The organism is Mesomycoplasma hyopneumoniae J (assembly GCF_000008205.1).
In the GTDB taxonomy this organism is placed as follows: Bacteria; Bacillota_I; Bacilli_A; order Mycoplasmatales; family Metamycoplasmataceae; genus Mesomycoplasma; species Mesomycoplasma hyopneumoniae.
Map to the genome: position 1 here is coordinate 71,185 of NC_007295.1, position 23,579 is coordinate 94,763.

General features: G+C 28.9%; 18 protein-coding genes. 11 read left to right on the forward strand and 7 right to left on the reverse strand.

Annotated features, from left to right (window positions below; translation table 4 throughout):
• The first annotated feature begins 46 nt into the window (after nt 1-46).
• Both MHJ_RS00310 and MHJ_RS00315 read left to right on the forward strand, forming a co-directional pair.
• Nucleotides 47-4,747, forward strand: coding sequence for a DUF4011 domain-containing protein (locus MHJ_RS00310; RefSeq protein WP_044284575.1), 4,701 nt, complete (start codon nt 47-49; stop codon nt 4,745-4,747).
• 113 nt (nt 4,748-4,860) lie between these two features.
• A complete protein-coding gene (locus MHJ_RS00315; protein WP_044284576.1) occupies nt 4,861-7,698 on the forward strand; it encodes an SGNH/GDSL hydrolase family protein in 2,838 nt (945 codons plus the stop codon).
• 57 nt (nt 7,699-7,755) lie between these two features.
• Here the strand turns inward: MHJ_RS00315 and MHJ_RS00320 are convergent, their stop codons facing one another.
• Nucleotides 7,756-9,306, reverse strand: coding sequence for a GIY-YIG nuclease family protein (locus MHJ_RS00320; RefSeq protein WP_014579568.1), 1,551 nt, complete (start codon nt 9,304-9,306; stop codon nt 7,756-7,758).
• 117 nt (nt 9,307-9,423) lie between these two features.
• On the opposite strand from MHJ_RS00320, the gene MHJ_RS00325 reads away from it, so the two are divergent.
• The 9 genes from MHJ_RS00325 (at nt 9,424) to MHJ_RS00365 (ending at nt 18,496) form a co-directional block, all read left to right on the forward strand.
• Complete coding sequence (locus tag MHJ_RS00325) at nt 9,424-9,732, forward strand: hypothetical protein (RefSeq protein ID WP_044284577.1); 309 nt, start codon at nt 9,424-9,426, stop codon at nt 9,730-9,732.
• Nucleotides 9,733-9,919: 187 nt separating this feature from the next.
• Nucleotides 9,920-11,722 (forward strand): molecular chaperone DnaK, encoded by a 1,803-nt coding sequence (gene dnaK / locus MHJ_RS00330; protein ID WP_011283883.1) that lies wholly within the window; start codon nt 9,920-9,922, stop codon nt 11,720-11,722.
• A 210-nt stretch (nt 11,723-11,932) separates the two neighbouring features.
• The gene (locus MHJ_RS00335; protein ID WP_011283884.1) at nt 11,933-13,057 is read left to right on the forward strand and encodes a DnaJ C-terminal domain-containing protein; all 1,125 of its coding nucleotides are present in this window, start codon (nt 11,933-11,935) and stop codon (nt 13,055-13,057) included.
• Between the two features lie 58 nt (nt 13,058-13,115).
• Nucleotides 13,116-13,805, forward strand: a complete 690-nt coding sequence (cmk, locus tag MHJ_RS00340; RefSeq protein ID WP_011283885.1) for a (d)CMP kinase — start codon at nt 13,116-13,118, stop codon at nt 13,803-13,805.
• Between the two features lie 17 nt (nt 13,806-13,822).
• Nucleotides 13,823-15,124 carry a ribosome biogenesis GTPase Der gene (der, locus tag MHJ_RS00345; RefSeq protein ID WP_044284578.1) on the forward strand — a complete coding sequence of 434 codons (1,302 nt, stop codon included), beginning with the start codon at nt 13,823-13,825 and terminating at the stop codon, nt 15,122-15,124.
• 51 nt (nt 15,125-15,175) lie between these two features.
• On the forward strand, nt 15,176-15,448 hold the full coding sequence (locus MHJ_RS00350; RefSeq protein WP_041361533.1) for an HU family DNA-binding protein: 273 nt from the start codon (nt 15,176-15,178) through the stop codon (nt 15,446-15,448).
• Between the two features lie 2 nt (nt 15,449-15,450).
• Complete coding sequence (locus tag MHJ_RS00355; protein ID WP_011283887.1) at nt 15,451-15,681, forward strand: hypothetical protein; 231 nt, start codon at nt 15,451-15,453, stop codon at nt 15,679-15,681.
• Nucleotides 15,682-17,478, forward strand: a complete 1,797-nt coding sequence (gene lepA, locus MHJ_RS00360) for a translation elongation factor 4 (RefSeq protein WP_011283888.1) — start codon at nt 15,682-15,684, stop codon at nt 17,476-17,478.
• A 70-nt stretch (nt 17,479-17,548) separates the two neighbouring features.
• On the forward strand, nt 17,549-18,496 hold the full coding sequence (locus MHJ_RS00365; RefSeq protein WP_044284579.1) for an MSC_0882 family membrane protein: 948 nt from the start codon (nt 17,549-17,551) through the stop codon (nt 18,494-18,496).
• 314 nt (nt 18,497-18,810) lie between these two features.
• Here the strand turns inward: MHJ_RS00365 and fusA are convergent, their stop codons facing one another.
• From fusA to MHJ_RS00395, 6 genes are all read right to left on the reverse strand, one after another.
• Nucleotides 18,811-20,895 (reverse strand): elongation factor G, encoded by a 2,085-nt coding sequence (gene fusA / locus MHJ_RS00370; RefSeq protein WP_011205921.1) that lies wholly within the window; start codon nt 20,893-20,895, stop codon nt 18,811-18,813.
• Nucleotides 20,896-20,907: 12 nt separating this feature from the next.
• The gene (rpsG, locus tag MHJ_RS00375; RefSeq protein ID WP_011205922.1) at nt 20,908-21,378 is read right to left on the reverse strand and encodes a 30S ribosomal protein S7; all 471 of its coding nucleotides are present in this window, start codon (nt 21,376-21,378) and stop codon (nt 20,908-20,910) included.
• Between the two features lie 51 nt (nt 21,379-21,429).
• Entirely contained in the window at nt 21,430-21,849 is a 420-nt protein-coding gene (rpsL, locus tag MHJ_RS00380) for a 30S ribosomal protein S12 (protein ID WP_011205923.1), read from the reverse strand.
• A gap of 130 nt (nt 21,850-21,979) precedes the next feature.
• A complete protein-coding gene (locus MHJ_RS00385) occupies nt 21,980-22,360 on the reverse strand; it encodes a DUF4231 domain-containing protein (protein ID WP_011283891.1) in 381 nt (126 codons plus the stop codon).
• 3 nt (nt 22,361-22,363) lie between these two features.
• Nucleotides 22,364-22,876 carry a DUF4231 domain-containing protein gene (locus MHJ_RS00390; protein ID WP_014579576.1) on the reverse strand — a complete coding sequence of 171 codons (513 nt, stop codon included), beginning with the start codon at nt 22,874-22,876 and terminating at the stop codon, nt 22,364-22,366.
• Nucleotides 22,867-23,367, reverse strand: a complete 501-nt coding sequence (locus MHJ_RS00395; protein WP_044284580.1) for a hypothetical protein — start codon at nt 23,365-23,367, stop codon at nt 22,867-22,869. Before MHJ_RS00395 ends, MHJ_RS00390 begins: the two co-directional genes overlap by 10 nt.
• Between the last annotated feature and the right edge of the window lie 212 nt (nt 23,368-23,579).

The following is a 23,579-nucleotide window of genomic DNA, read 5'->3' on the forward strand; positions in this document are numbered from 1 at the left end:
TATTCATACATATTTTGAAAAAAGTATTTTTTTTTAAGGAAATTTTATGGAAGTTGATAGTGTTTATGAAAATCTTAAGAATTGACAAAATAAATTATTAGATATTTCAAAGAAAAACCGCCTAATTAATTTTAATTTATTTCAGCCAACTAAGTCTGTTCCACTAAAACTTGGTATTTTATTTCCTGATTTTAATCAGTTTTTAGACAATATTATTGAAAATAAAACAACTTTATTTTTCAGATCGCTTGATCAACAAAAAAAAGCATCTAAAAAAAACAGCCATAAATTAAGTGATTTTTTGCCTTTAACACTTGAGCAACTTCAAATAAATACAAAAATTTCAAAAATTCCTCCAAAAGTAATTATTTCGGATTTTTTACTTGAACAAGAACAATTAATAATTAAAAATTTATATCAAAAATCAAAAAATTATAAAGAAGAAAAGTCAATAAATATTCTTTATTTAGGGATAGGATTTTTAAAATGATACGAAAATACTGAGGAAAACACTCCTATTTATAGTCCTATTTTTTTATTTCCTGTCCAAATTAACCGCTTGATTTTTCAAGGAAAAGAAACAATTTCGCTAGAATTTCTCGATAATGCCTTTCTAAGTATAAATTTTACGCTTCTAAAAAAACTGCAAATCTTAGGACTAGATACTAAACTTTCTAAATTCAGAATCGATAATTCGCTTTCGATTAAGGAAAATTACAATAATTTTAAAAAGTTATTCAGTGAAGGTAATAACTTATCTAACTGAGAAATGATTGAGACCATCCAGTTAAGCGCTTTTGACTATAGTAAAATTGAAATTTATACTGATTTGGTTGAAAACCAAGAAAAAATTATTAAAAATAATTTTTATACAGAAATAAATGGAAATTTTTTTGGTTCAGATTCTTTAATTAAAACTACTGACGAAACCAAAAAAATCAAAACCGCTGATGAATTCAATAACATCAACCCACGCGATTATTTTCATATTTTAGAAGCAGATTCAACTCAAGAAGCAGCAATTCAGGCGGCGATAAAAGGGGAAAATTTTATTTTAGATGGACCTCCAGGAACCGGAAAGTCACAGACAATTACTAATATAATCAACGAATTTTTGGCAAGAGGGAAAACAGTTTTATTTGTTGCTGAAAAACTAGCGGCACTAAATGTTGTTTATTCAAACCTTAAAAAAATTGGATTATCAGATTCGGTAATTGCGATTCATAATGAAAATATAAATAAAAAAGAAATAATCAACGAGCTTTTAAATACTTTAGAAAAAGGATCAAATTCAATTTTAATTAATAAGGTTGAAAGCAACCTAATCGAAAATAATTACTCTGAATTACAGCGAAAATTGAATGATTATGGTGATAAATTAACAAAAATTCGTCCACAGTTATCAAAAAGTTTATATCAATTAATAGCTGAATATCAGAATCTTGCCGATTTTTCTAGTTTTGATTTTTATTTATCTGAGGAAAAAATTAGGAAAATTAACTATGAAACTCTACAGAAAATTCAATGAGCTCTTAATAATTTGTTTCAAAAATTAAAAAATATTAATTTTAATTTAAAAAAACATCCTTGATATGGTTTTAAATCGGCACAAGTTGATGAATTTGAAAAAGAAAAATTTAGAACTTGGTTATTAGAATTAATTAAATTAAGCAAGCTAATTTTTGAAAATATTAAAGAATTTAAGTTTTTTTTAATGCATTCTGATCAACATCTTAGCAATATTATAAATTTATCAGAACTTCTAGAATCCTTATATAAATTAACAAAAATCGATTTAGTAGGCTTGCAAGAAATTGAAGATTTATCATTTGAGATAGAAAAATATAGTCAAATTAAGGAAACTAAGGCAGAAATTATTAGCCTTGAAGATAATCTAAAAGTTTATTTTAAAAGAATTCCGCTAAATATTCCGCTTTTGGAGTTTAAAGAGGTTATTGAAACTCACCAAAATTCCAGGATAAAATTTTTGGACTTTAAGTATAAAAAAATTAAAAAAACCTTATCTACTTATCTTAAAGATGGTTATGAGCCTGAAATTTTTCTTAAAACTCACTCATTAATTCATTTATTAATTCAAAAAAAATTATTGTTATCAAAATTAGTTGAGAGTCTCAAATTTAAATTAAGTCTGAATTCAGAAGAAGAAATTGAAAATAATCTTTGACAGCTGAAATTTTATGTAAAATTAAAATTTTTAAATAATTCAACAAAAATTAAGGTTCAAGACAAAGAATTTGTTGACTTTTTCTTTGATTCAAAATACACAAAAGAACTTTTAACAGAAAAATTATTTTCCCCAGTTATTAAATTTATGCAGATATGAAAGGAATTTACTTCATATTTTGATTCTAAACAGTTTGATTTTTTGTTTCTTGAAAAGAAAAAATTCGAGGAAAACTTACATCAAAAGTTTGTAAAAATCGACCAAATTTATGAAATTTCGCGGATTAATACTGATATTAATGCGCTAATTCAATTAGAAATTGATGATTTTGTAAAAAAAGTAATAGAAAACAACATTCAGCAAGATTTTTATAAAATTTTTACTAAAAAATTTTATAAATTATTAATTAATCAAATAGTTCATTTGGAATTTGAGGCTTTTGATTGACAAACTTTGCATTTAAACCAAATGCAGTTTGAACAAGCCCAGAAAAATTTAGACCAATTAACCCGGAAAAAAGTTGATTCAATCCTTCTAGAAAAAATTCCGCAAATTGACTCTTTTTCCGATAAAAATTCAGAAATTAGAATTTTAAAACAAGAAGCAAATAAATCTCGTCGCTTAATGCCTTTTCATGAACTTTTTGTCCGAATACCTAATCTGTTAAAAAAATTAAAACCTTGCCTTATGATGTCGCCACTTTTGGTTAGTTCATATTTTAAAAATAGTGATATTGTGTTTGATCTTGTAATTTTTGATGAAGCCTCGCAACTAAAACCAGAAAGTGCAATCGGCGCAATTATCCGCGGAAAACAGTATATAATTGCGGGTGATAAAGAGCAAATGCCCCCTACAAGTTTTTTTGATAGTCTTTCTGAAGATGGAGAAAATAACGAAGATCTAGCAGAATTTAATGTTTCTGATTATCTTTCAATTCTTGATGTAAGCCAAACTTTTTTAAAATCTTATAGATTAAAATGGCATTATCGGTCAAAATTTGAAGAGCTAATTCAACCTTCAAACATTGAAATTTATAATAATGATTTAATGACTTTTCCGGCAATCGAAAGGCCACAAGAATTTCAAGGAATTAAATTTTTTAAAGTTGAAAAGGCAGTTTATAAAAATCGTAGAAATGAAAAGGAAGCCGAAAAAGTACTTGAAGTCCTTGCAGAAATTTTTCAAAAATATCAAAATAAGTTTACAATTGGAGTCGTTACAACAAATCTTGAACAGGAAAAATTAATTGCTGGGAAAATTGATAGGTTTAAGGCAGAAAATCCGCGGTATTTTCAAGGTATATCAGAAGGTATTTTTGTTAAAAATATTGAATCAGTTCAAGGTGATGAACGAGATATTATCATTTTTTCACTGAATTTTGGGCCTAATCCAGAGGGAAAAATTTCTGCTAATTTCGGAGCAATCAATCAAAAAAATGGTTATCGCCGTTTGAATGTCGCTTTTACTCGCGCTAAATATTCAACAGTTGTTGTTTCTTCAATTGAACCAGAACAAATCGATCTAACAAAAACAAAAGCCAGGGGCGCTGTTTTTCTAAGGAAATATTTAGAAATTGCCAAATATGGCGTTCAATTTAGTACTCAAACTACAAAAACCACATCAAATGAAGTAACTTTTGAATCTATTGTTTATAATGAACTAAAAAAATTAGGTTATAAATTATTAAAAAATGTGGGTTATTCTAATTATAAAATTGATTTAGTTATTTTAAATCCTGAAAATGAAGATCAGTTTTTGCTAGGCATTGAATGCGATGGTTCAATTTTTGCAAAACTAAAAAACGCGAGGGATCGTGATATTTTAAGGAAAAAAGTTCTTGAATCGCGTGGTTGGAAAATTTTTAGAATTTGGTCAATTGATTGATTTCAAAATCCCAAATTACAAATAAAAAAAATTAAAGAACAATTAAAACTAATAGGAACTAAAAAAGCTGAAAAAAGCCAGGATGTGTTAGCCAAACAAAACAAAACTAATGAAAATTTGATTTTAATAGCTGAAAAACCAAAAAACGATTTCAGATCCGCATTTCAAATAAGATTTAAATTGGATTTTCAAAATTTAATTAAATTATATGATAAAATTAAAGATAAATTTAGTTTATTAATCTATATTTTTGAAAAAGTTCAAATTTTACACAAAAATGAATTTTATAAAATTGTTGCCTGATTAGATGGTAAGACAAGAACAAGTATTCTAACTAAACAAGAGGCACTTAAAATTGCTAATAATCTGATAAAAAAAGGTATAATTTTCGAATCACAATCACATTATTTATTAAAAAATGTTGTGAATTATAATTTTTTCTTTCAACCAAAAAGACCAATAAAGGAAATTCACTATTTCGAGATTAAAGATTTGATTATAAAAATAGTTCAACACACAAATTCGATAACTAAAGCCGATTTATATAACTTAATTTTAGAAGTCACTCATTTCACAAGCCTACAAAACAAAACTCGCGACTATCTTGATAGATGTCTTGAAAAATTAATAAGTGAAAAATTAATTTTTATTGATAGATATAGCAATTTAACTTTATAGCCCTAATTGTTTTGTTCATTTTTCTATTACTAGGTTGATAACTTTTTATGCTAAAAAAAGTTGTTTTTATATCATTTGTGGTATAATTTATGTAATTAAAAAAGGTGGGTATGATGAAAAAGACGCTGAAATTAGGTCTACAGGTAAGCCTTCCCATTATTTTTTTCTCCGGAATTATTACAGCCGGTGTTTTTTTTCAACCTCAAAAAAAAGCCAATTTTCCTAAAAATTTTTCAAATGAGATAAAAAAACCATTATTAAATGAGATTAATTATCTTGCTCTTGGTGATTTTTTAAGCACTGGATTTGATTGAAATAACAATCTTGATGGTCGGAGTAATATGGTAAATGGCTCAATTACGGGAATTTCTTTTCCTGCTTTTTTTGTTAATTTTGCCCAAATTATTAAGTCTGATTCCGTTAAGTCATTTAAAAATTTAGCCTTAAATGATTCAGGAATTTTGGACTGATTATATTTTTTGGAGCCAAAAAATAATTTTCTTGATAAGGCAAGATTGAATAATTTTAAAGCGCAAATTTACAATAAGTCCCGATTCACAGAGATAATTAGGTCGGTTTTTGGGGATTTTAGTTCTAGTTTTCCAAAATTAATTGAAGAGATAAAAAAAGCAAATTTAATTAGTATTTCACTTGGATTTAAAGATTTTTTAGATGCATTTAATTCTCAATTTTTTGATGATCTTAAGCTTTCAAGTTTAAAAGAAAATAGAAAAAACACTGATTTTGTGCTAAAAGTAGACAAAATTTTCACAAGAATTGAGGCAAATTTAGAAAGAATAATAACCATTATCAAAAAAATAAATCCTAAAGCTCATATAAATTTAATAGAATACTATCAAATTCAGCCAAAAATCCAAAAATATTTACAAGATTTAGCCGAAAATTATTTAATAGAAATTAATGATAATAATCTTTCGATTTATCGATTGAACAAACTAATCCAAAAAGTAGCCCAAAAAACAGGGGTTAATTATATAAATCCTTTTAGAGGCGTTAATTCTAAGGTTGGTGATGAATTTTATTTTGATAGTCATATGAATTTTCGCCCGCAAATTAAGGGAAGTAAGCAAATTGCGCAAAATTTAATTTTATCGTTAACCCTAGGTAAAAACCAAATAAATTCTCTATCTGAATCAAAAGATCGCAGAATTCACCAAACTAATTTTTCTAGCGATTTAAATGAAAACCAACAAATTAATTTAGCTCCAGATAAAGAAATTTTAGAAAAACTATCGCTTAATGGTTCATTGCTAAATTTTGTAAAAGCTGATTCAAATTTTGAAAAGGAAAGCATTCAGGCATTGCATACTTTTAAAAAAGAGGAAAAAACTAATTTTTCTGCAAAGGATTTTCTAAGTAAAATTACTCCACTTCTTGATTCACAGCAAAGTCCCTTTGTAAAATTAGTAAACGAAATAATTGATACTTTTGGCAATGAGGCAAATCCTAATTTTGAAGCATTTAATAATATTATTGACATTATTTTCAAAAGTAATTTTGTCACAAATCTTCTTCAGGTCGCCCAAAGTTATTTATTTAATTCCTCACCTACAAACCAGACAAATTCTAAAACTGAACAAAAAAAACCCGATTTACTTACTTATTTAAAATCGACCGTTTTAACAGAAAAAGAAATTGTTAAGCTTTTAATTGAGGTTTTAGCAAGCCCCTATGTTCAAAAACACCAAAATGAAACTATTAGTTTATTTTATAATCTATTTTTCCGGCAAAAAAAGATTATCAAACTAATTATTATTTCATTTACCAAAGATCCAGTTTATCAGGAAATTATCAGTCAAGTTTTAGATTTTAATACTCTTCAAAAATTTGTAATTTTTATTTTAACGGAATTAATTAAAAATAACAAGGATTATTCAACTGTTAGTTCATTTAAAGATTTATTGTTGCTGTTTTTGCAGAATTCAAATAATTATAATAAATCAATCACTTTTATCCGAAATTTTGTAATTGAAGCATTCAAACAGACAGATTTTCTAAAAAATGTTTTAAATTTATTATTAAATAAATGAAGTTTTAGTATAAATCACGACGATCAAGCTTCTTTAGTATCTCTAATTTCAAGCATCAGCGACATATTGACAAGAACAAAAACTTTTAAAAATTTAATTAATTTAATATCAAGGGAAATTATATTAGGACTTAAACTAAATAGCGAAAAAAATAGCAGTAATTTAGGATCTTTTTTAGAAATTTTAACAAATTTGCCTCTTAAAATTCAAAATTTTTTTAAGGAAAAAGATAATATTTTTAATTCATCACAAGATATTTTACATTTTAGTCCTTCTGTCAGACAGTTAGATGCAATAAAAGCTTTTATTGATAAAATTTTACCTTTTATTACCAAGATAAAAATCAAACTAACAGATTTTTTGGGCCTAGATTCAAATAATTTTACAGAAATAAATTTAGTTTTTGAAGCTTTTGTAAAATTTTTATCAGAAAATAATTTTCAGCAACTATCCAAATTAATCAAAGCTTTTCTTGAGAGTTTTTTTGTAATTGATAGTTTAAAATATCGGAATAGTTTGGATTTTAATGGGATAATTTTTAATTTAATAAGTAATAATTCCGAGATAATAAAGCAAATTTTCTTGGATTTTGTAATTACCAATAAAAATAATACGCAAATTTTAGGTATAATTTCCTCAATATTTTTAAAAATGATTAATAATAACGCGGTAAAACACCTTCAAGGCCAGGAAACAAACACATTTGATCGTATAAAAATTTATTATTTAATTGATACATTTTTACTAAAAATTAAGGAATTAACAAATCAATATAATATTAATATTGCAGAAATTAATTCAAAATTAGCAGATTCAAAAAATTCCTTAGAATTTCCCGAGTTAATTAAAAAACGTGAGAATTTAAAGACCTTTTTAAATATTAATAAGCTTAAAAATTAAATTTTGTTAACTTATTTTTTTCAAAAAGATAACAAAATTTAAATGCTGAAATTTGAATTATTCCTTAGAAAATAAACTTTTTATTTGTTTTTTCTTCATTTTTTCCTTAACAAATAAATCGACATTTTCTTGAATTAAAGCAAAGAAATTAAGAACTTCTTGAGCTAGGTTAATTTTTTTACCATTTAAGTCAATAATTTTTTCAGTTTTATGCCTTTTATTTTTTACCATTCCAAAAATCGGAATTTCAAAGTGATTTTTTCTTAAAATTTCTATAATTAAATTAATTTGTTGAATTCCTCCATCTACTAAAATCAAATCAGGTTTTAGAAATTTTGGATTTTTAATATATTTTTCAAAACCCTGTCTCATATAATTTGTATCACCTTTTTTTGTTCCCCTATAATTGAAAAATCTATTGTAATTTCGCTCATATATTCCGTTTATATAGAAAATAATTCCAGTTGTGGGGTAGTTTGACTCTAAATTTGAGCAGTCAATTGCCATAATTTTTTCAACATTTTCAATTTTTAAACTGGTTTTAACTAGTTCTAAAATTTTCTGATTTTTAATTTTTTTCTTAATTTCTTGGTCAAAATTATGGCTGATAAAATCTTGGTGATTTTTTGCTAAAGTGTTTAAAATATGCTTATATTTTAAGCTTTTTCCAATTTTGATATTAATTTTTGGGTCTAAAAATTCAGCATTTTTAGGCCAAAAATTTTTAACTACTAACTCATCGGGATAAATATTAATTTTATAATAATTATTTAAAAAATTAATTAAAACTTCTGTATAATTAAGTATAATATCAATAATAAAATTTTTATTAGATAAAAAAACACCATTGCGATAAAAAGCAAAACTAATTACTAAATTATTCTCGCCAATTTCACTATAATAAAGAAAATCAATATTTTTTAGGTTGTTAAGCTCAATATTTTGTTGTTCAATTTTAGTTTTTTTCAGTGCAATAAGCGCTTTGTGATATTCGTTGGCGAGTTCAAATTGGTTATTTTTCTTTGCTTTTTCTAATTTTTGTTCGCAAAAACTAATTAATTTTTGTTCCTGTAGTATTTTTTTACATAAAAAAAATTTTTGATTTAAAATTTCTGGTTCTGATTGTACAATTTGTTGTCCTTTTTTGTATAAGACAATATTTTCTAATATTTTTTTTAGGACCAAAGCGCTGCTTTTATTAAGAAAAGGCCCATAAAAAAAGATATTTTTTGACTTTTTGCTGCGTGAAATTTTATAAACTAGTTCAATATTCAGTTTTTTTTCTAATTCTAATTTTATATAGGGATAATTTTGGTCATCTTTAAGTTTAATATTATAAATTGGTTGGAATTTGCTTATGATTTTTTTTTCTAAAATTAGTGCTTCGGTTTCGTTTTGGAGAATATCATATTTAATTTCTTTAGTTTTTCTAATTAAAACTTCGGTTTTATAAGAATTAGTTGCTCCTTTTGCATACTGATTCATTCGTGATTTTAGATTCTTAGCTTTCCCAACATATAAAAGGGTGTTTTTTTCATCATAAAAACGGTAAACTCCTACCTGGTTTGGCAGCATCAATTTTTTAACTAATTCCTGAAATTTTTCCATATAAAAATTTTAAGTTCTTAAAATATAAACAAATTTTTGATAATTATTATAATTTTAACAAAAAATTGGTATAATTAAATCTTGAAGTTAAAATAAATTAGAGTGAGATTTTTTAAAATGGATTTTGAATCATATAAAAAAACTTCTGTTCCTAAAATGAAACAGTTGAAAAAACATGGAAAAATTTTCTTAGTTGTTGGAATTATTTTTTTGATTTTTTTTATTGCTTTACTCACTTTTTATTTAGTTAAACAAAATGACGGCGGCTTGCCAAATGATTTTATCGATTCAACTTGACTTGCAGTTAGTTTGTTGTTTTTGGTAATTAGTATTGCTTTTTTGGTGTTTTTTGGGATAGTTATTTATAAAATTAAGGCTATTAAAAAAGTTGAAAGACATATCGAAACTCAATTAAAAGAATTATAGCTATTTTAAAAAAAGTGAAAAAAATTATAATAAATTTTTATTTCTAGTTAAAAATTATGACTATTTTTCATAAATTCTGGCACTTTTTAACTTTAAGTGCCAAATTATGGTATACTTTCTTTTGTCTAGGAAAATAAGACAAAATAATACTCAAAATTCAAAAAAATTAGAGAAAGGATACCAAAAAATGGCAAAAGAAATCATTTTAGGAATCGACCTTGGAACAACAAACTCAGTTGTTGCAATTATTGAAAATCAAAAACCTGTCGTTCTCGAAAATCCCAACGGAAAAACAACAACTCCATCCGTTGTCGCTTTTAAAAACAATGAAGAAATTGTCGGGGATGCAGCTAAAAGACAACTTGAAACTAACCCAGAAGCAATCGCTTCAATTAAAAGATTAATGGGAACTGATAAAACAGTTCGTGCAAATGAAAGAGATTATAAACCTGAAGAAATCTCGGCAAAAATTCTTGCTTATTTAAAAGAATATGCTGAGAAAAAGATTGGTCATAAAGTAACAAAAGCAGTAATTACAGTACCTGCTTATTTTGACAATGCCCAACGTGAGGCAACAAAAAATGCCGGAAAAATCGCTGGATTACAAGTAGAAAGAATTATAAATGAACCAACAGCGGCCGCACTTGCTTTTGGCCTTGATAAAACTGAAAAAGAAATGAAAGTTCTTGTCTATGACTTAGGTGGGGGAACTTTTGATGTCTCAGTTTTAGAATTATCCGGTGGAACCTTCGAAGTTTTATCAACTAGTGGTGATAATCATTTAGGTGGGGATGACTGGGATAATGAAATTGTAAATTGACTTGTTAAAAAAATCAAAGAAGAATATGATTTTGATCCAAAAAGTGATAAAATGGCGCTTACAAGACTTAAAGAAGAGGCTGAAAAAACCAAAATTAATCTTTCAAATCAAAGTGTTTCTACAGTTTCTCTACCATTTTTAGGAATGGGCAAAAACGGGCCGATTAACGTTGAACTTGAACTTAAAAGATCAGAATTTGAAAAAATGACTGCCCATTTAATCGATAGAACTCGCAAACCAATTGTTGATGCTCTAAAACAAGCAAAAATTGAGGCTTCAGATCTTGATGAAGTTCTCCTTGTAGGTGGATCAACAAGAATGCCAGCTGTTCAGTCAATGATTGAGCATACTTTAAATAAAAAGCCAAATCGTTCAATTAATCCTGATGAGGTAGTCGCAATTGGTGCTGCAATTCAAGGGGGGGTTCTAGCTGGAGAGATCAGTGATGTTCTACTTTTAGATGTTACTCCTTTAACTTTAGGAATTGAAACTTTAGGTGGAATTGCAACACCTTTGATTCCAAGAAATACAACAATTCCGGTAACAAAATCACAAATTTTCTCAACAGCTGAGGATAATCAAACCGAAGTAACAATTTCTGTTGTCCAAGGTGAACGTCAACTTGCAGCGGATAATAAAATGTTAGGTCGCTTTAATTTATCAGGAATTGAAGCTGCTCCACGAGGTCTTCCCCAGATTGAAGTTAGCTTTTCAATTGATGTCAACGGGATTACAACGGTTTCAGCAAAAGATAAAAAAACCGGCAAAGAACAAACAATTACAATTAAAAATACTTCAACTTTATCAGAAGAAGAAATTAATAAGATGATTCAGGAAGCCGAAGAAAATCGTGAAGCTGATGCTCTTAAAAAAGACAAAATCGAGACAACAGTTCGTGCCGAAGGGCTTATTAATCAACTTGAGAAATCAATAACTGATCAAGGTGAAAAAATTGATCCAAAACAAAAAGAATTACTTGAAAAACAAATTCAAGAATTAAAAGATCTTCTAAAAGAAGAAAAAACTGACGAATTAAAATTAAAATTAGACCAAATTGAAGCAGCTGCCCAATCTTTTGCGCAGGCAACCGCGCAGCAAGCAAATACATCTGAATCTGATCCAAAAGCTGATGATTCAAACACAATTGATGCTGAAATCAAGCAGGATTAAAATTTTTTCGGTATAAAAAACGCACACTTGCAAATTTCTGCTAGTGTGTCTTTTTTATATTTATATAGTTAAATAACTTCTAAAAATGGAATTTTCACTTAAAAATTCCTTAAATTTTCCGGTTTTGGAATTTGATCAAACAGGAAAATTTAATAAAGCGGGTTGAAAAAATAAAAAAAACTTTAAAAAAAGAAAAATAAGGTATAATTTATGGCAAAACAAGATTTTTATAAAATTCTGGGAGTTGAAAAATCAGCATCACTAACAGAAATAAAAAAAGCTTATCGAAATTTAGTAAATATTTATCATCCTGATAAAAATACAAAAAAATCAGCTGAAGAACAAAAACAAGCTGAGGCCAAATTTAAAGAAATCCAGGAAGCCTACGAAATTTTATCTGATGAAACAAAGCGAAAACAGTACGATAAATTCGGTCATGCCGCTTTTGATCAGCAATTTGGTGGTGGGTCTAGTGGCTTTTCAGGATTTGATTTTGGCGATATTTTTTCAAGTTTTACCTCTGGTTTTGGTTTTGGCGGCTCACAAGAACAAAAATATAGTCGTCCTTTAAAGGGCGAAAATTTTCAAGCTAAAATTTATATCAGTTTTATCGAGTCAATTCTCGGAAAAGAAATCTCCCAGAAATTAACAAAATACGATCAATGTGATAACTGTAAGGGTTCAGGCGCTAATTCTTCTTCTGATATTACAACTTGCTATAATTGTCAAGGTCGGGGAATGCAAACTGAGGTCTTAAATATCCCGGGATTTGGTCGGGTTCAAAACAAAACAACTTGTTCAGTTTGTTTAGGTTCCGGGAAAAACATTACAAAAAATTGCAAAAAGTGCCGTGGAAAAACTATAGTTGAGACAAAAGAGGAAGTAACTATTAAAATTCCGGCCGGAATCCAGGATGGAATGTTTATCCGCGTGGCCGGATTTGGTGGACCGGGACACAAAGGCGGGCCTTCTGGAGATCTTCATCTTGAGATTAATGTTCGTCAGCATAAACATTTTACTAGATCAGGAAATGATATTCATGTGAATATGCCAGTTTCAATAATTGATATTATCAACCAAAATACTGTCGAGGTTCCCAGCCCAACCGGTTTGAAAAAAGTTAGACTTTATGATTATTATAAATCAGGTCAAATTGTTAATGTTCTTCGTGCTGGGGCTCCTGATCCAAAAAATCCAAGAATTATTGGCGATCTCAAGGTTCATTTAATTTTTTATATCCCCGAATTTAGTCCCCGTCAAAAAGATGAGCTCAACCAGGTTTTTGCTCAAATCAATGATAAAACAAAGGCAAAATGACTAAAAGAATTTCAATAATCGGAAAAATTGTTTATAATTTTGTATAAAAGTTATTAACAGGAACTACTTATTATAAATGCCTTTTAAAAAAATTAATATTGCAATCGATGGACCTTCTGGAGTTGGAAAATCAACAATTGCAAAACAAATTGCAAATAAATTCAATTATTTATTTATAAATACCGGTTCTTTATATCGCGCAATTGCTTTTTTTTGTCAAAAAAATCAAATTAGCATTACAAGTGAGCGGAAAATGATAAAGCATTTGCCACCAAATTTTTTATCACTTGATTTTGAAGGAAATGTTTGACTACAAAATCAAAATGTTTCTAATCTACTACGCAATGATCTTATCTCAAAAAATGCAGCTATCATCGCTCAATACCCACAAATAAGGAAAATTGTTACTGAAATTTTGCAAAATTTCCAAAAAAATCATAAAGGAATCATCATGGAGGGTCGCGATACAACTTATAATGTTATGCCAGACGCTGATCTGAAAATTTTTTTATGAGCAGATGCAGAGACAAGAGCAAAAAGACGTTTAAAACAAAACACTTTTTTGAATTTAGAAACAGATTTTCAAGAAATTTTAAAGGCAATTGAACATCGCGATTACCTTGATATGACCCGAAAAACTAACCCCTTAAAAAAAACAGTTGATTCAATTTTTCTTGATACAACAAATTTTACAAGAGATCAAATTGTATCCCAGATTTCCAAGTTAGTTTTTCGGAAAATTGGTCAGTTTTCACTTGAAATTTAAAGGTTAATTTTTAATTAATGAAAAATTTAGTTGCTCTTGTTGGAAAGTCGAACGTTGGAAAATCAACACTTTTTAACCGAATAGCAGGCAAAAAAATTTCAATAACTAATCCACTTCCAGGTGTTACAAGGGATCGAATTTATCAAAATGTGACCTGAAATCAACATAGTTTTTTGTTAATTGATACAGGCGGAATTCAAATTGAGAATGAAAATTTTCAGGATTTAGTCAGAATTCAGGTCCAAATTGCCCTTGAAGAAGCCGATATTTTAGTTTGAGTTCTTGATGGTACAAAAGAAATTGATTCAGAGGATCATTTTGTCCTTAGTTTATTAAGAAAATCCAAAAAAAAAATTATTTTAGTTGCAAACAAACTTGAAAACAACAAATCTTTTGATATAAGCCTTTTTGAGTTAGGTTTTGAGAAAGTTTTTCCAATTTCTGCCTTACACGGTCATGGAGTTGGTGATTTTTTAGATGAACTTGTAGGTAATTTTAACAAAAAAAATTTTAAAAATGAGATTTTTTTTAAATTAACTCTAATTGGTCGCCCAAATGCAGGAAAATCTAGTCTCCTTAACTGACTTTTAGGGGAAAATCGTTCTATTATTTCAGAAATTCCCGGTACAACAAGGGATTCAATTTCTGGTTTTTGGAAAATAAATGGACAAACTTTGGAAATTATCGATACTGCCGGGATTAGAAAAAAATCAAAACTGGCAGAATCAGTTGATTTTTATGCATTTTTACGAGCTTTTCGCTCGCTTGATCAGGCTGATTTAACCTTGATTTTATTAGATGCTTGTCAGGATTTTCATCATTTTGATCTCAGAATTGCCGGTTATGCCTTTGAGAGAAATAAGCCGATAATTTTAGTTATAAACAAGTGGGATTTAATTCAAAAAGACACAAGAACACAACAAGAATATCTTAGGAAAATTAAAGGTAAGTTTAAATTTCTTGATTGAGCGCCGGTTGTTTTCATTTCAGCAAAAACAGGAGAAAAAATTCATAAACTCATTGATGTTATTTTTCAAGTTAAAAATAATCTTGAAAAAAAAATTTCAACAAATTTACTTAATCAATTTCTAATGGAAATTCAGATGATTCAACCCCATCCAAATGTTAATGGTAAAAAAGTTTACTTCAACTTTTTAGAGCAAATTTATGGAAAAATTCCCACTTTTATATTTTTTGTAACTGATAAAAATTTAGTCCATTTTTCTTATCAGCGTTATATTGAAAACCAAATGCGCAAGTATTTTGATTTTTTTGGCTGTCCAATTAAAATTATTTATAAAAATATTACCAAAAAATAAGAAAATAAAGTAAAATTTATAATTATCTTAGTTATGAATGGAGTCATTAAAATGAACAAAAAAGAACTAATTGAGCAAATTGCAATTAAAACCAATCTTCCTATAAAAAATATTGAGCTTGTTTTAAATGAATTTTTTGGAATAACAGCAGATGTTGTCAAAAAACAAGGAAAATTAGTGATTAACTCTTTTGGAACTTTCCAAGGAGTTTTCAAGCCCGCATCTTCTTCATTTAATCCACTAACCAAAACCCAGATTACAGTCAATGCAAAAACAACAGTGAGATTCAAACCTTCAAAAGTTCTAAAAGATTTTATTGCCTAAAAATGTTTAGAAAAAAGCAAAAAAAGCCGAAATTTAAATACAAAACCGCAAATCAAGTAATTTATGGAAATGTAGTTTTACAAAAACTTAAAGAGATTAAATACGGGAAAAAAATAGCACTTTTTCTCCTTTTATTTCTCCTGGTTGTCGGCCTTGTTTTAGGTCTTGTTTTTCTTATTTTTTATTTTGCAGATAGCGGAAGTAACATTGAAGAAATAGTTAGTCGTGGGTAGATGGATAATAAAAAAATTCGAAATTTTGCCATAATTGCGCATATCGATCATGGTAAATCGACTTTGGCCGACAGAATTCTTGAATTTACCAATACAGTTTCAAAACGTGATCTAAAAGAACAACATCTTGATTCAATGGATCTTGAAAAAGAACGTGGGATTACTATTAAACTAAATGCGGTCCAAATTCGTTATAATTCTTACATTTTTCATCTAATTGATACACCTGGCCATGTCGATTTTACTTATGAAGTTTCACGATCTTTAGCGGCAACTGAAGGCGCTTTGCTTTTAGTGGATGCAAGTCAAGGGATTCAGGCACAGACCTTGGCCAATGTTTATTTGGCCCTTGAGAATAATTTAGAAATTATTCCAATTATAAACAAAATCGATTTACCTTCGGCAAATGTTGATAAAGTCAAAGCCGAGATTGAAAACACTATCGGAATTTCCGCTGAAAATGCCATTTTGATTTCAGCCAAAAATGGCATCGGTATTGAAAAAGTACTTGAAGCGATAGTTAATTTGATCCCGCCACCACAAGCTTCAGACGAAAAAGATCCTTTAAAAGCGTTAGTTTTTGATTCTTATTTTGATATTTACCGCGGGGTAATAATTTTTATCCGTGTGGTTACAGGGAAAATTTCAGTCGGGGATACTTTCAAATTTATGGCTAATAACTTGAAATTTTCCGTGATTGAATTAGGAATTTCCAGTCCAAATCAGGTTAAAAAAGAGGCGCTTTTTGCTGGTGAAGTCGGTTGGGTGGCCGCCTCAATTCGCAATGCAAAAGATGTTGAGGTAGGTGATACAATCACTTTAGTTGAAAATCCGGCTAAATCTCCACTTCCTGGATATAAAAAATTAGTTCCTGTAATGTATACTGGATTTTACCCCGTGGATTCACAGCAATACAATCTTTTAAAAGATTCTTTAGAAAAAATTTCGCTTTCGGATTCATCAATTATTTATGAACCTGAGTCATCAAAAGCGCTTGGTTTTGGTTTTCGGATTGGATTTTTGGGACTTTTGCATATGGAAATTCTTCAGGAAAGGCTTGAAAGGGAGTTTAATCTTTCAATTATAGCAACTGCACCTTCTGTTGAATTTCAGATTACAAGAACAAATGGCCAAGTCCAGATAATTTCTAATCCGAGTTTGTTTCCTGAACCTAATTTTATTAGTGAAATCAGAGAACCTTATATTTTAGCGAAAATTTTTTTACCTGAAGAATTTTTAGGGCAAATTATGGGACTTTGTCAAGATAAACGCGGAATTTATGTTGATCTTGAATATATAGATGACTTTCGTAGGCGCTTAATTTATAAATTACCGCTAGTTGAGGTTATTTTTGACTTTTTTGATCGGCTAAAATCACTTTCAAAAGGTTATGCATCTTTTGAATACGAGGTAATTGATTATCAAGTTTCAAAACTGCAAAAATTGGATATTTTACTAAATGGACAGAAAATCGATGCACTTTCAATGATAGTTCATAAAGATTTTGCCTATCCAAAAGCAAGAGATCTTACCCAAAAATTAAAGGAAATTATCCCAAGACATTCTTTTGAAGTCCCAGTTCAAGCTGTAATTGGATCAAAAGTGATTGCTCGCGAGACAATTAAAGCTTATCGTAAAGATGTAACGGCAAAATTATATGGAGGGGATGTCACAAGAAGAAAAAAATTACTTGAAAAACAGAAGGCAGGAAAAAAAAGAATGAAATCTTTCGGGGTCGTTGATGTTCCTCAGGAGGCCTTTTTAGCAATTTTAAAAACAAATGTTAGTGAAAAATAGTGTATAATTTGAGAAAAATAGGTGAAAAACAAGCAAAAATTCTTTTTTTTACTTTACTAGGTTAATAAATATGAGAAGAAATAGACAAAAATTTGAAAATTACCCCTACCAGCGACCACAAAATAACCCAAATTTTTCTAATTTTGAGCAAAAAAACAAAAATTTTCAACCCACACAACATGAATATCAATATAATGAAGAAAATTATCAGGAAAATTCCCGTTATAGGCCAAAATATGAAAATACTTCGCAATTTTATCATAATGAATTATTAGAACGCGAATATCAAGATAGAATGGAACAAAAACGCATTCAGGAAGAAGCGAATACCTTTATTTCAAAAGAGGTTCGGAAAATTTTTGGTTTAGAGTTAATTTTCCTACCTTTAAAAGCGATTTTTTGACTAGCATTGATTCTTACAGTTTTAATTGTTTCAGTTCTTTGGACTCAGGAAAAAATTCCAGCTTGATCTTATGAGAAAAAATATTTACCTTTGCTAATAGTCCCTGGAATTTTTGGCGCTATTTTATTTTTTCTTTTTATTAAAACACTTTTAGACTATAAAGCAATCAAAAAATCTGTTATTTATTTTCGTTCCCAGTTGCAAAATAATGCAAATCGACTTGAAATGCCACCAATGATTCCATGACTTGTAAAAAAAGTGAATCAAAAAGAGGTAAATGCTATCTGACTTAGCGGCTTTACTTTGTTTGCAACAATTATGATGGGCTTAACTTACTGAGTGTTATTAAAATATTATCCGGAGAAAAATATTCAAAATTCTGCCGAATATATAACTGCAATGGCAGTAAATGGCGCTTTGTTTATAGTTATGCTAATTTATGATTTAATGCTTCGTCGGCGTTTGGGAAATATTGAAGCAATTTTTGGTCACATTTATCATAAAAGTATTGATATAGGTAAAATTCGTTTTCGCCGTCATTTACTTTGAGCTTTTTTAACGGTAGTAATTTTTTTGATTTTACGAAGAATCGGAAAACGTAAAAATTGAATTTAGATATATTTTACCCTATTTATTTTTTTCTCCAAGTAAAAAATAAAAATTTTTTTAACTTTATAAAAAGCACTTAAATTTAAGCGCTTTTTTATATTTAATAGCAAAAATAATTATTAATTAAATTATTATGCCAAGAATATTACAAAAATTTTGCTAGCCGGAAAAGTTACATAAATTACGATACTTTTTTAAATTAAATAAGATTAATTCTAATAAATTGTATAAAAAACCGAGTTTTTAGAAAAAAATGAAATTAATTCATCTAAAAACTCGGTTTTCTTAATTTTTCGATATTTTTTTATAGTTTTCTTTTTTTAGTCATCTTCCTTAATTGCTCTTTGTTTTACGATGACATCGGAAATATTTTTGGGTACAATTTCATAGTGATTAAATTGCATCTGATAGGTTCCCCGGCCTGAAGTCATTGAACGTAATTGCGTTGAATACCCGAACATTTCTGCAAGTGGGACGTGTCCGCGAATTACATTTGCCCCATCAGAACGAGTTTCCTGTTCACGAACTAGACCACGACGACGTGATAAATCTCCCATTACATCTCCTGCATATTCAGAGGGAGCAAAAACAGAAACATCCATAATCGGCTCTAAAAGTACTGTTCCAACAGCATCTCTGGCGCGGGAAAGTGCCTTAGATGCTGCGATTTTAAAGGCCATTTCAGAAGAATCGACTTCATGAAAAGAACCATCAAATAAAGTTGCCCTTAAATTAATTAAAGGATAGCCAGCAAGAATTCCGGCTTGCATTTTTTCTTCTAGTCCTTTTTGAATTGATTTGATATATTCTTTTGGAATTTTCCCCCCAACAATTTTATCAATAAAATCAAAACCTTCTTCAGGATTAGGTTCAAATTTAATCCAAACATGACCGTACTGCCCACGACCACCGGATTGTTTGATATATTTTCCTTCAACTTCAGCGCTTTTTGTAATTGTCTCGCGATAAGAAACCTGCGGTTTTCCTACACGAGCTTGAACATTAAACTCTCTTTTGAGCCGATCAACAATAATATCAAGGTGCAATTCGCCCATTCCGGCAATTATTGTCTGTCCGGTTTCAATATCAGTTCAAGTTTTGAAAGTTGGATCTTCATTTGCTAATTTTTGGAGGGCAGTAGCTAATTTTTCAATTTCGGCTTTTGAAAAAGGTTCAAGTGACTGGGAAATCACAGGTTCAGGAAAATTCATCCTTTCAAGAACAAAAGTTTTTGCTTTTTCGGAAATTAAAGAATCACCAGTTGTTGTATCTTTTAGACCAACAAAGGCACCAATATCACCAGTTCTTACCTCATCAATTTCTTCACGGGAATTAGCATGCATAGCTAAAATACGGCCTACACGTTCTTTTTTGCCTTTTGTTGAGTTAATTATATAAGTACCTTTTTTTAAAACTCCAGAATAAACCCGGAAAAAAGTAAGTGATCCAACAAAAGGATCATTCATAATTTTAAAAGCAAGGGCAGAAAATTCTTGATCATCGCTAGCTTCAATTGTAATTTCTTCCTCATCACGAAACGCTTTAATTGGGGGAACATCAACAGGGGAAGGTAAATAATCGATAACCGCATCGATCATCTTTTTAACACCCTTGTTTTTAAAGGAAGATCCGCAGACAACAGGGAAAAAATTACCTGTAATTGTTGCAGCCCGAATTGCAGCTTTTAATTGTTCAGGTAAAATTTCCTTTTCTTCTAATAAATTATTAAAAATTTCTTCATCATAGTCAGCAACTGCTTCTGCAAGTGCAAGTCGCATTTGACTTGCTTTTTCGAAAAGATCTTCAGGAATTGGAATTTCATATTCGATTTCTTCTTTTTGGCCATCATAATTATAAGCCTTCATTTCAACAAGATCGATAAGTCCACTAAAATCGGCTTCAGCGCCAATATTTAACTGAATTGCAACTGCATTCCCGTTTAATTTTGTCCGCACTGATTCAATTGAAGCTTCAAAATTTGCACCAGCTTTATCCATTTTATTGACATAAACAATTCTTGGAACGCTATAATTTGTTGCTTGTCTTCAAACAGTTTCAGTCTGAGGTTCAACCCCGGATTGGGCATCTAAAACAGCAACTGCCCCATCTAAAACCCGTAATGATCTTTCAACTTCGACAGTGAAATCAACATGGCCTGGTGTATCGATAATGTTAATTCTTTTTCCTTTTCAAAAAGCAGTTGTTGCTGCCGAAGTTATCGTAATTCCGCGTTCTTTTTCCTGTTCCATTCAGTCCATTTGGCTAACCCCATCATGAGTTTCGCCAATTTTATGAATTTTTCCTGTATGGAATAGAATTCTTTCAGTTGTTGTTGTTTTCCCTGCATCAATATGGGCCATAATTCCAATATTGCGATAATCTTTTAGTTCAAATTTTCGTGCCATAATTCTAAATTCCTACCATTTAAAGTGGGCAAAAGCCCTATTTGCTTCCGCCATTTTGTGGGTATCTTCTTTTTTCTTAAAGGCCCCTCCGGTTTTATTATAAGCATCAATTATTTCGTTTGCTAACTTAACTATCATTGTTTTTTCATTCCGTTTACGGGCAAAAAGAATTAATCAGCGCAGTGCGAGAGTTTGTTGTCGTTTCTGTCTTACCTCCATTGGCACTTGATAGTTCGTTCCGCCAATTCGACGAGAACGAACTTCGGTAAGCGGTGTTACATTTTTAACCGCCTGGCGAAAAACTTCAAGTGCATCTTTTTGTAACTTTTCTTCTACTAATTTAAATGCTGAATAAAGAATGTTTTGAGCGGTGGTTTTTTTCCCTTCTAACATTGTGCAATTTATTGCTTTTGTTATCAGTTTGGAATTAAAAACTGGATCGGCTAAAACATTGCGAACGGGAGCCTGTTTTTTTCGTGACATTTTATCTCCTTTTTTAAAAATATGTTGTAATTTATAGTATTTTTTTATTTTTTACTTTGATTTTTTCGGTCTTTTAGCCCCGTATTTTGAACGGCCTTGCGATCTTTTGGCAACCCCAGTTGTATCTTGGGTTCCCCGAACAATGTGATAACGAATTCCGGGTAAATCCTTAACTTTTCCACCGCGGATTAGTACAATTGAGTGTTCTTGTAAATTATGACCTTCGCCAGGAATATAAGCATTAACTTCAATTCCATTTGAAAGTTTTACCCGAGCAAATTTTCTAAGTGCAGAGTTTGGTTTTTTAGGTGTCATCGTTGCAACTCTTGTACAAACACCCCTTTTAAAAGGGGCGCTTAATTTTAACTCCTTTTTATGCAAAGAGTTATAAAGCATATTAAGCGCTGGAACTTTAGATTTTCAAGTTTTTTTAACGCGACAACCTTTAGCTAATTGTGATATTGTTGGCATTTTTTCCTTTATTTTATAGTGTTTTTTGTTTTAGAAAACAACGGTATCGGTGATATAGAATTAAGATCTATAAATGCTTTTAACAAGAAAATATAAAAGAATTTTACCACTTTTTTAAATTATTCAAAGCCTAATTTTCGATTTTTATATCCATTAGTTCTCGTGCTAACTGTTCTAAATTTATTTCTTTTTCATCAAGCTCTTTTCTTTTAGTTTCATAAAATTCAAGTTTTTGGCTTGCCTTTTTATAAACATTTTCAAAAACAAAAAATGAAGAAAGTGATGTTACAAATGTGATAATTGCGTTAATAAAAGCGATTGCAACAAATAATTTAATTGCTGTAGGATTCGGATTTTTAGTGATTGCATAAGCTGATAAAATTCCATTAAAAGCTGACATTAGAATTAAAGCGATACTGCAGAACAAAAAAATACCTTTTGAAATACGTGCTTTTGCTGTTAATTTAATAATGTCAAGTTCAATTTTTGCTTTTATTTTTTCTTTATTCATCTTTTATTTTCCTGGTTTTTTATTTTCTAATTTATTTTTAAGTGCGTTTAAAATTCCTAAATATTTAGAAATTGAATTAAATAATTCAAGTTGTAAATTTTTTGCATTTGCATATTTCCCAGATTTTGTTTCAAATAAAATAAGTTCAATTTTTAAAAAGTCATTAATTTCTTGATTCCGATTTCAACGTGGTTTTACTAAAAAAAGTGCAAAAAGTCCGTTAATTATTGAAATTGAAAGATTAATCCACAAAACAAAAATTGGTCATTGATCAACAATTTTCCCATTTTCGTCAACATAGGTAAAAAAATTTGCAAATGGTTCAAATACACTTAATTTTGGCGATGCAAGTTTAAAAATACCCATTAAAGTTGAAAAAAAAGCAAAAAAAATGCTAAAAAGCGATACTGTTCAAAACAAAAATTGGAAAAATTTTGCCTTTACAAGACTTTTTTTATATAAGAATTTGGCAAATTCATATGAATTTGACTCCAGGCGAACATTTTTTACAATCACTTTTTGCCACCAAAAACGATACTTTTTAAAATTTTTAGCTTTGAAACTTCTTTTTTTTGAAAATAAAAATCAGAAATTTGTTGATAATCTTTTTCAAATTCCTCTATATTATATTCATTATCGTTTTGGATTTGAAAAAAAATATAACTGAGTTCTCGTTGTGCTTTTTTATAATCCTTAAACTTCATAACCTCACGGTAAATTGCAAGAAATAAATTAATAAAAAAAGTTAAGCAAATAAAACTGGCTAGAACAATTGTCAACCCGAGGTCTGCAAAAATTGACTTATTTGGAGAATTAATTAATCGATAACGGTTTATTTCAACAATAATTACTGTGATTGCCAGCGAAATTACAATTATGTTTGCAAAAAAAATAATCCATTTTATAGCATTAATTCCATAATAGGCGATTTTTTTACTTCTTTTTAGCGCTTGTTCTTTGTTTTCAATGAATTTTTTGAGCCGTTCAATTGTTTCGTTTTGTGACATTTTACCTTTTAATTTAACAATTTTAGTTAATTTTTTAGTTCTTAATATAAATAATAAAAAAATTTACTATTTTTTACTTAAAATTTTTCCACTTTTTATTCAATTATAACATATTCTAATTTTTCTTTGTTAAATATACAGTGAATTAATTAACTAGGATAAAATTTAGCTGTTATTTTTTAAAAAAAAGTTTTTTATTTATGATAATATGG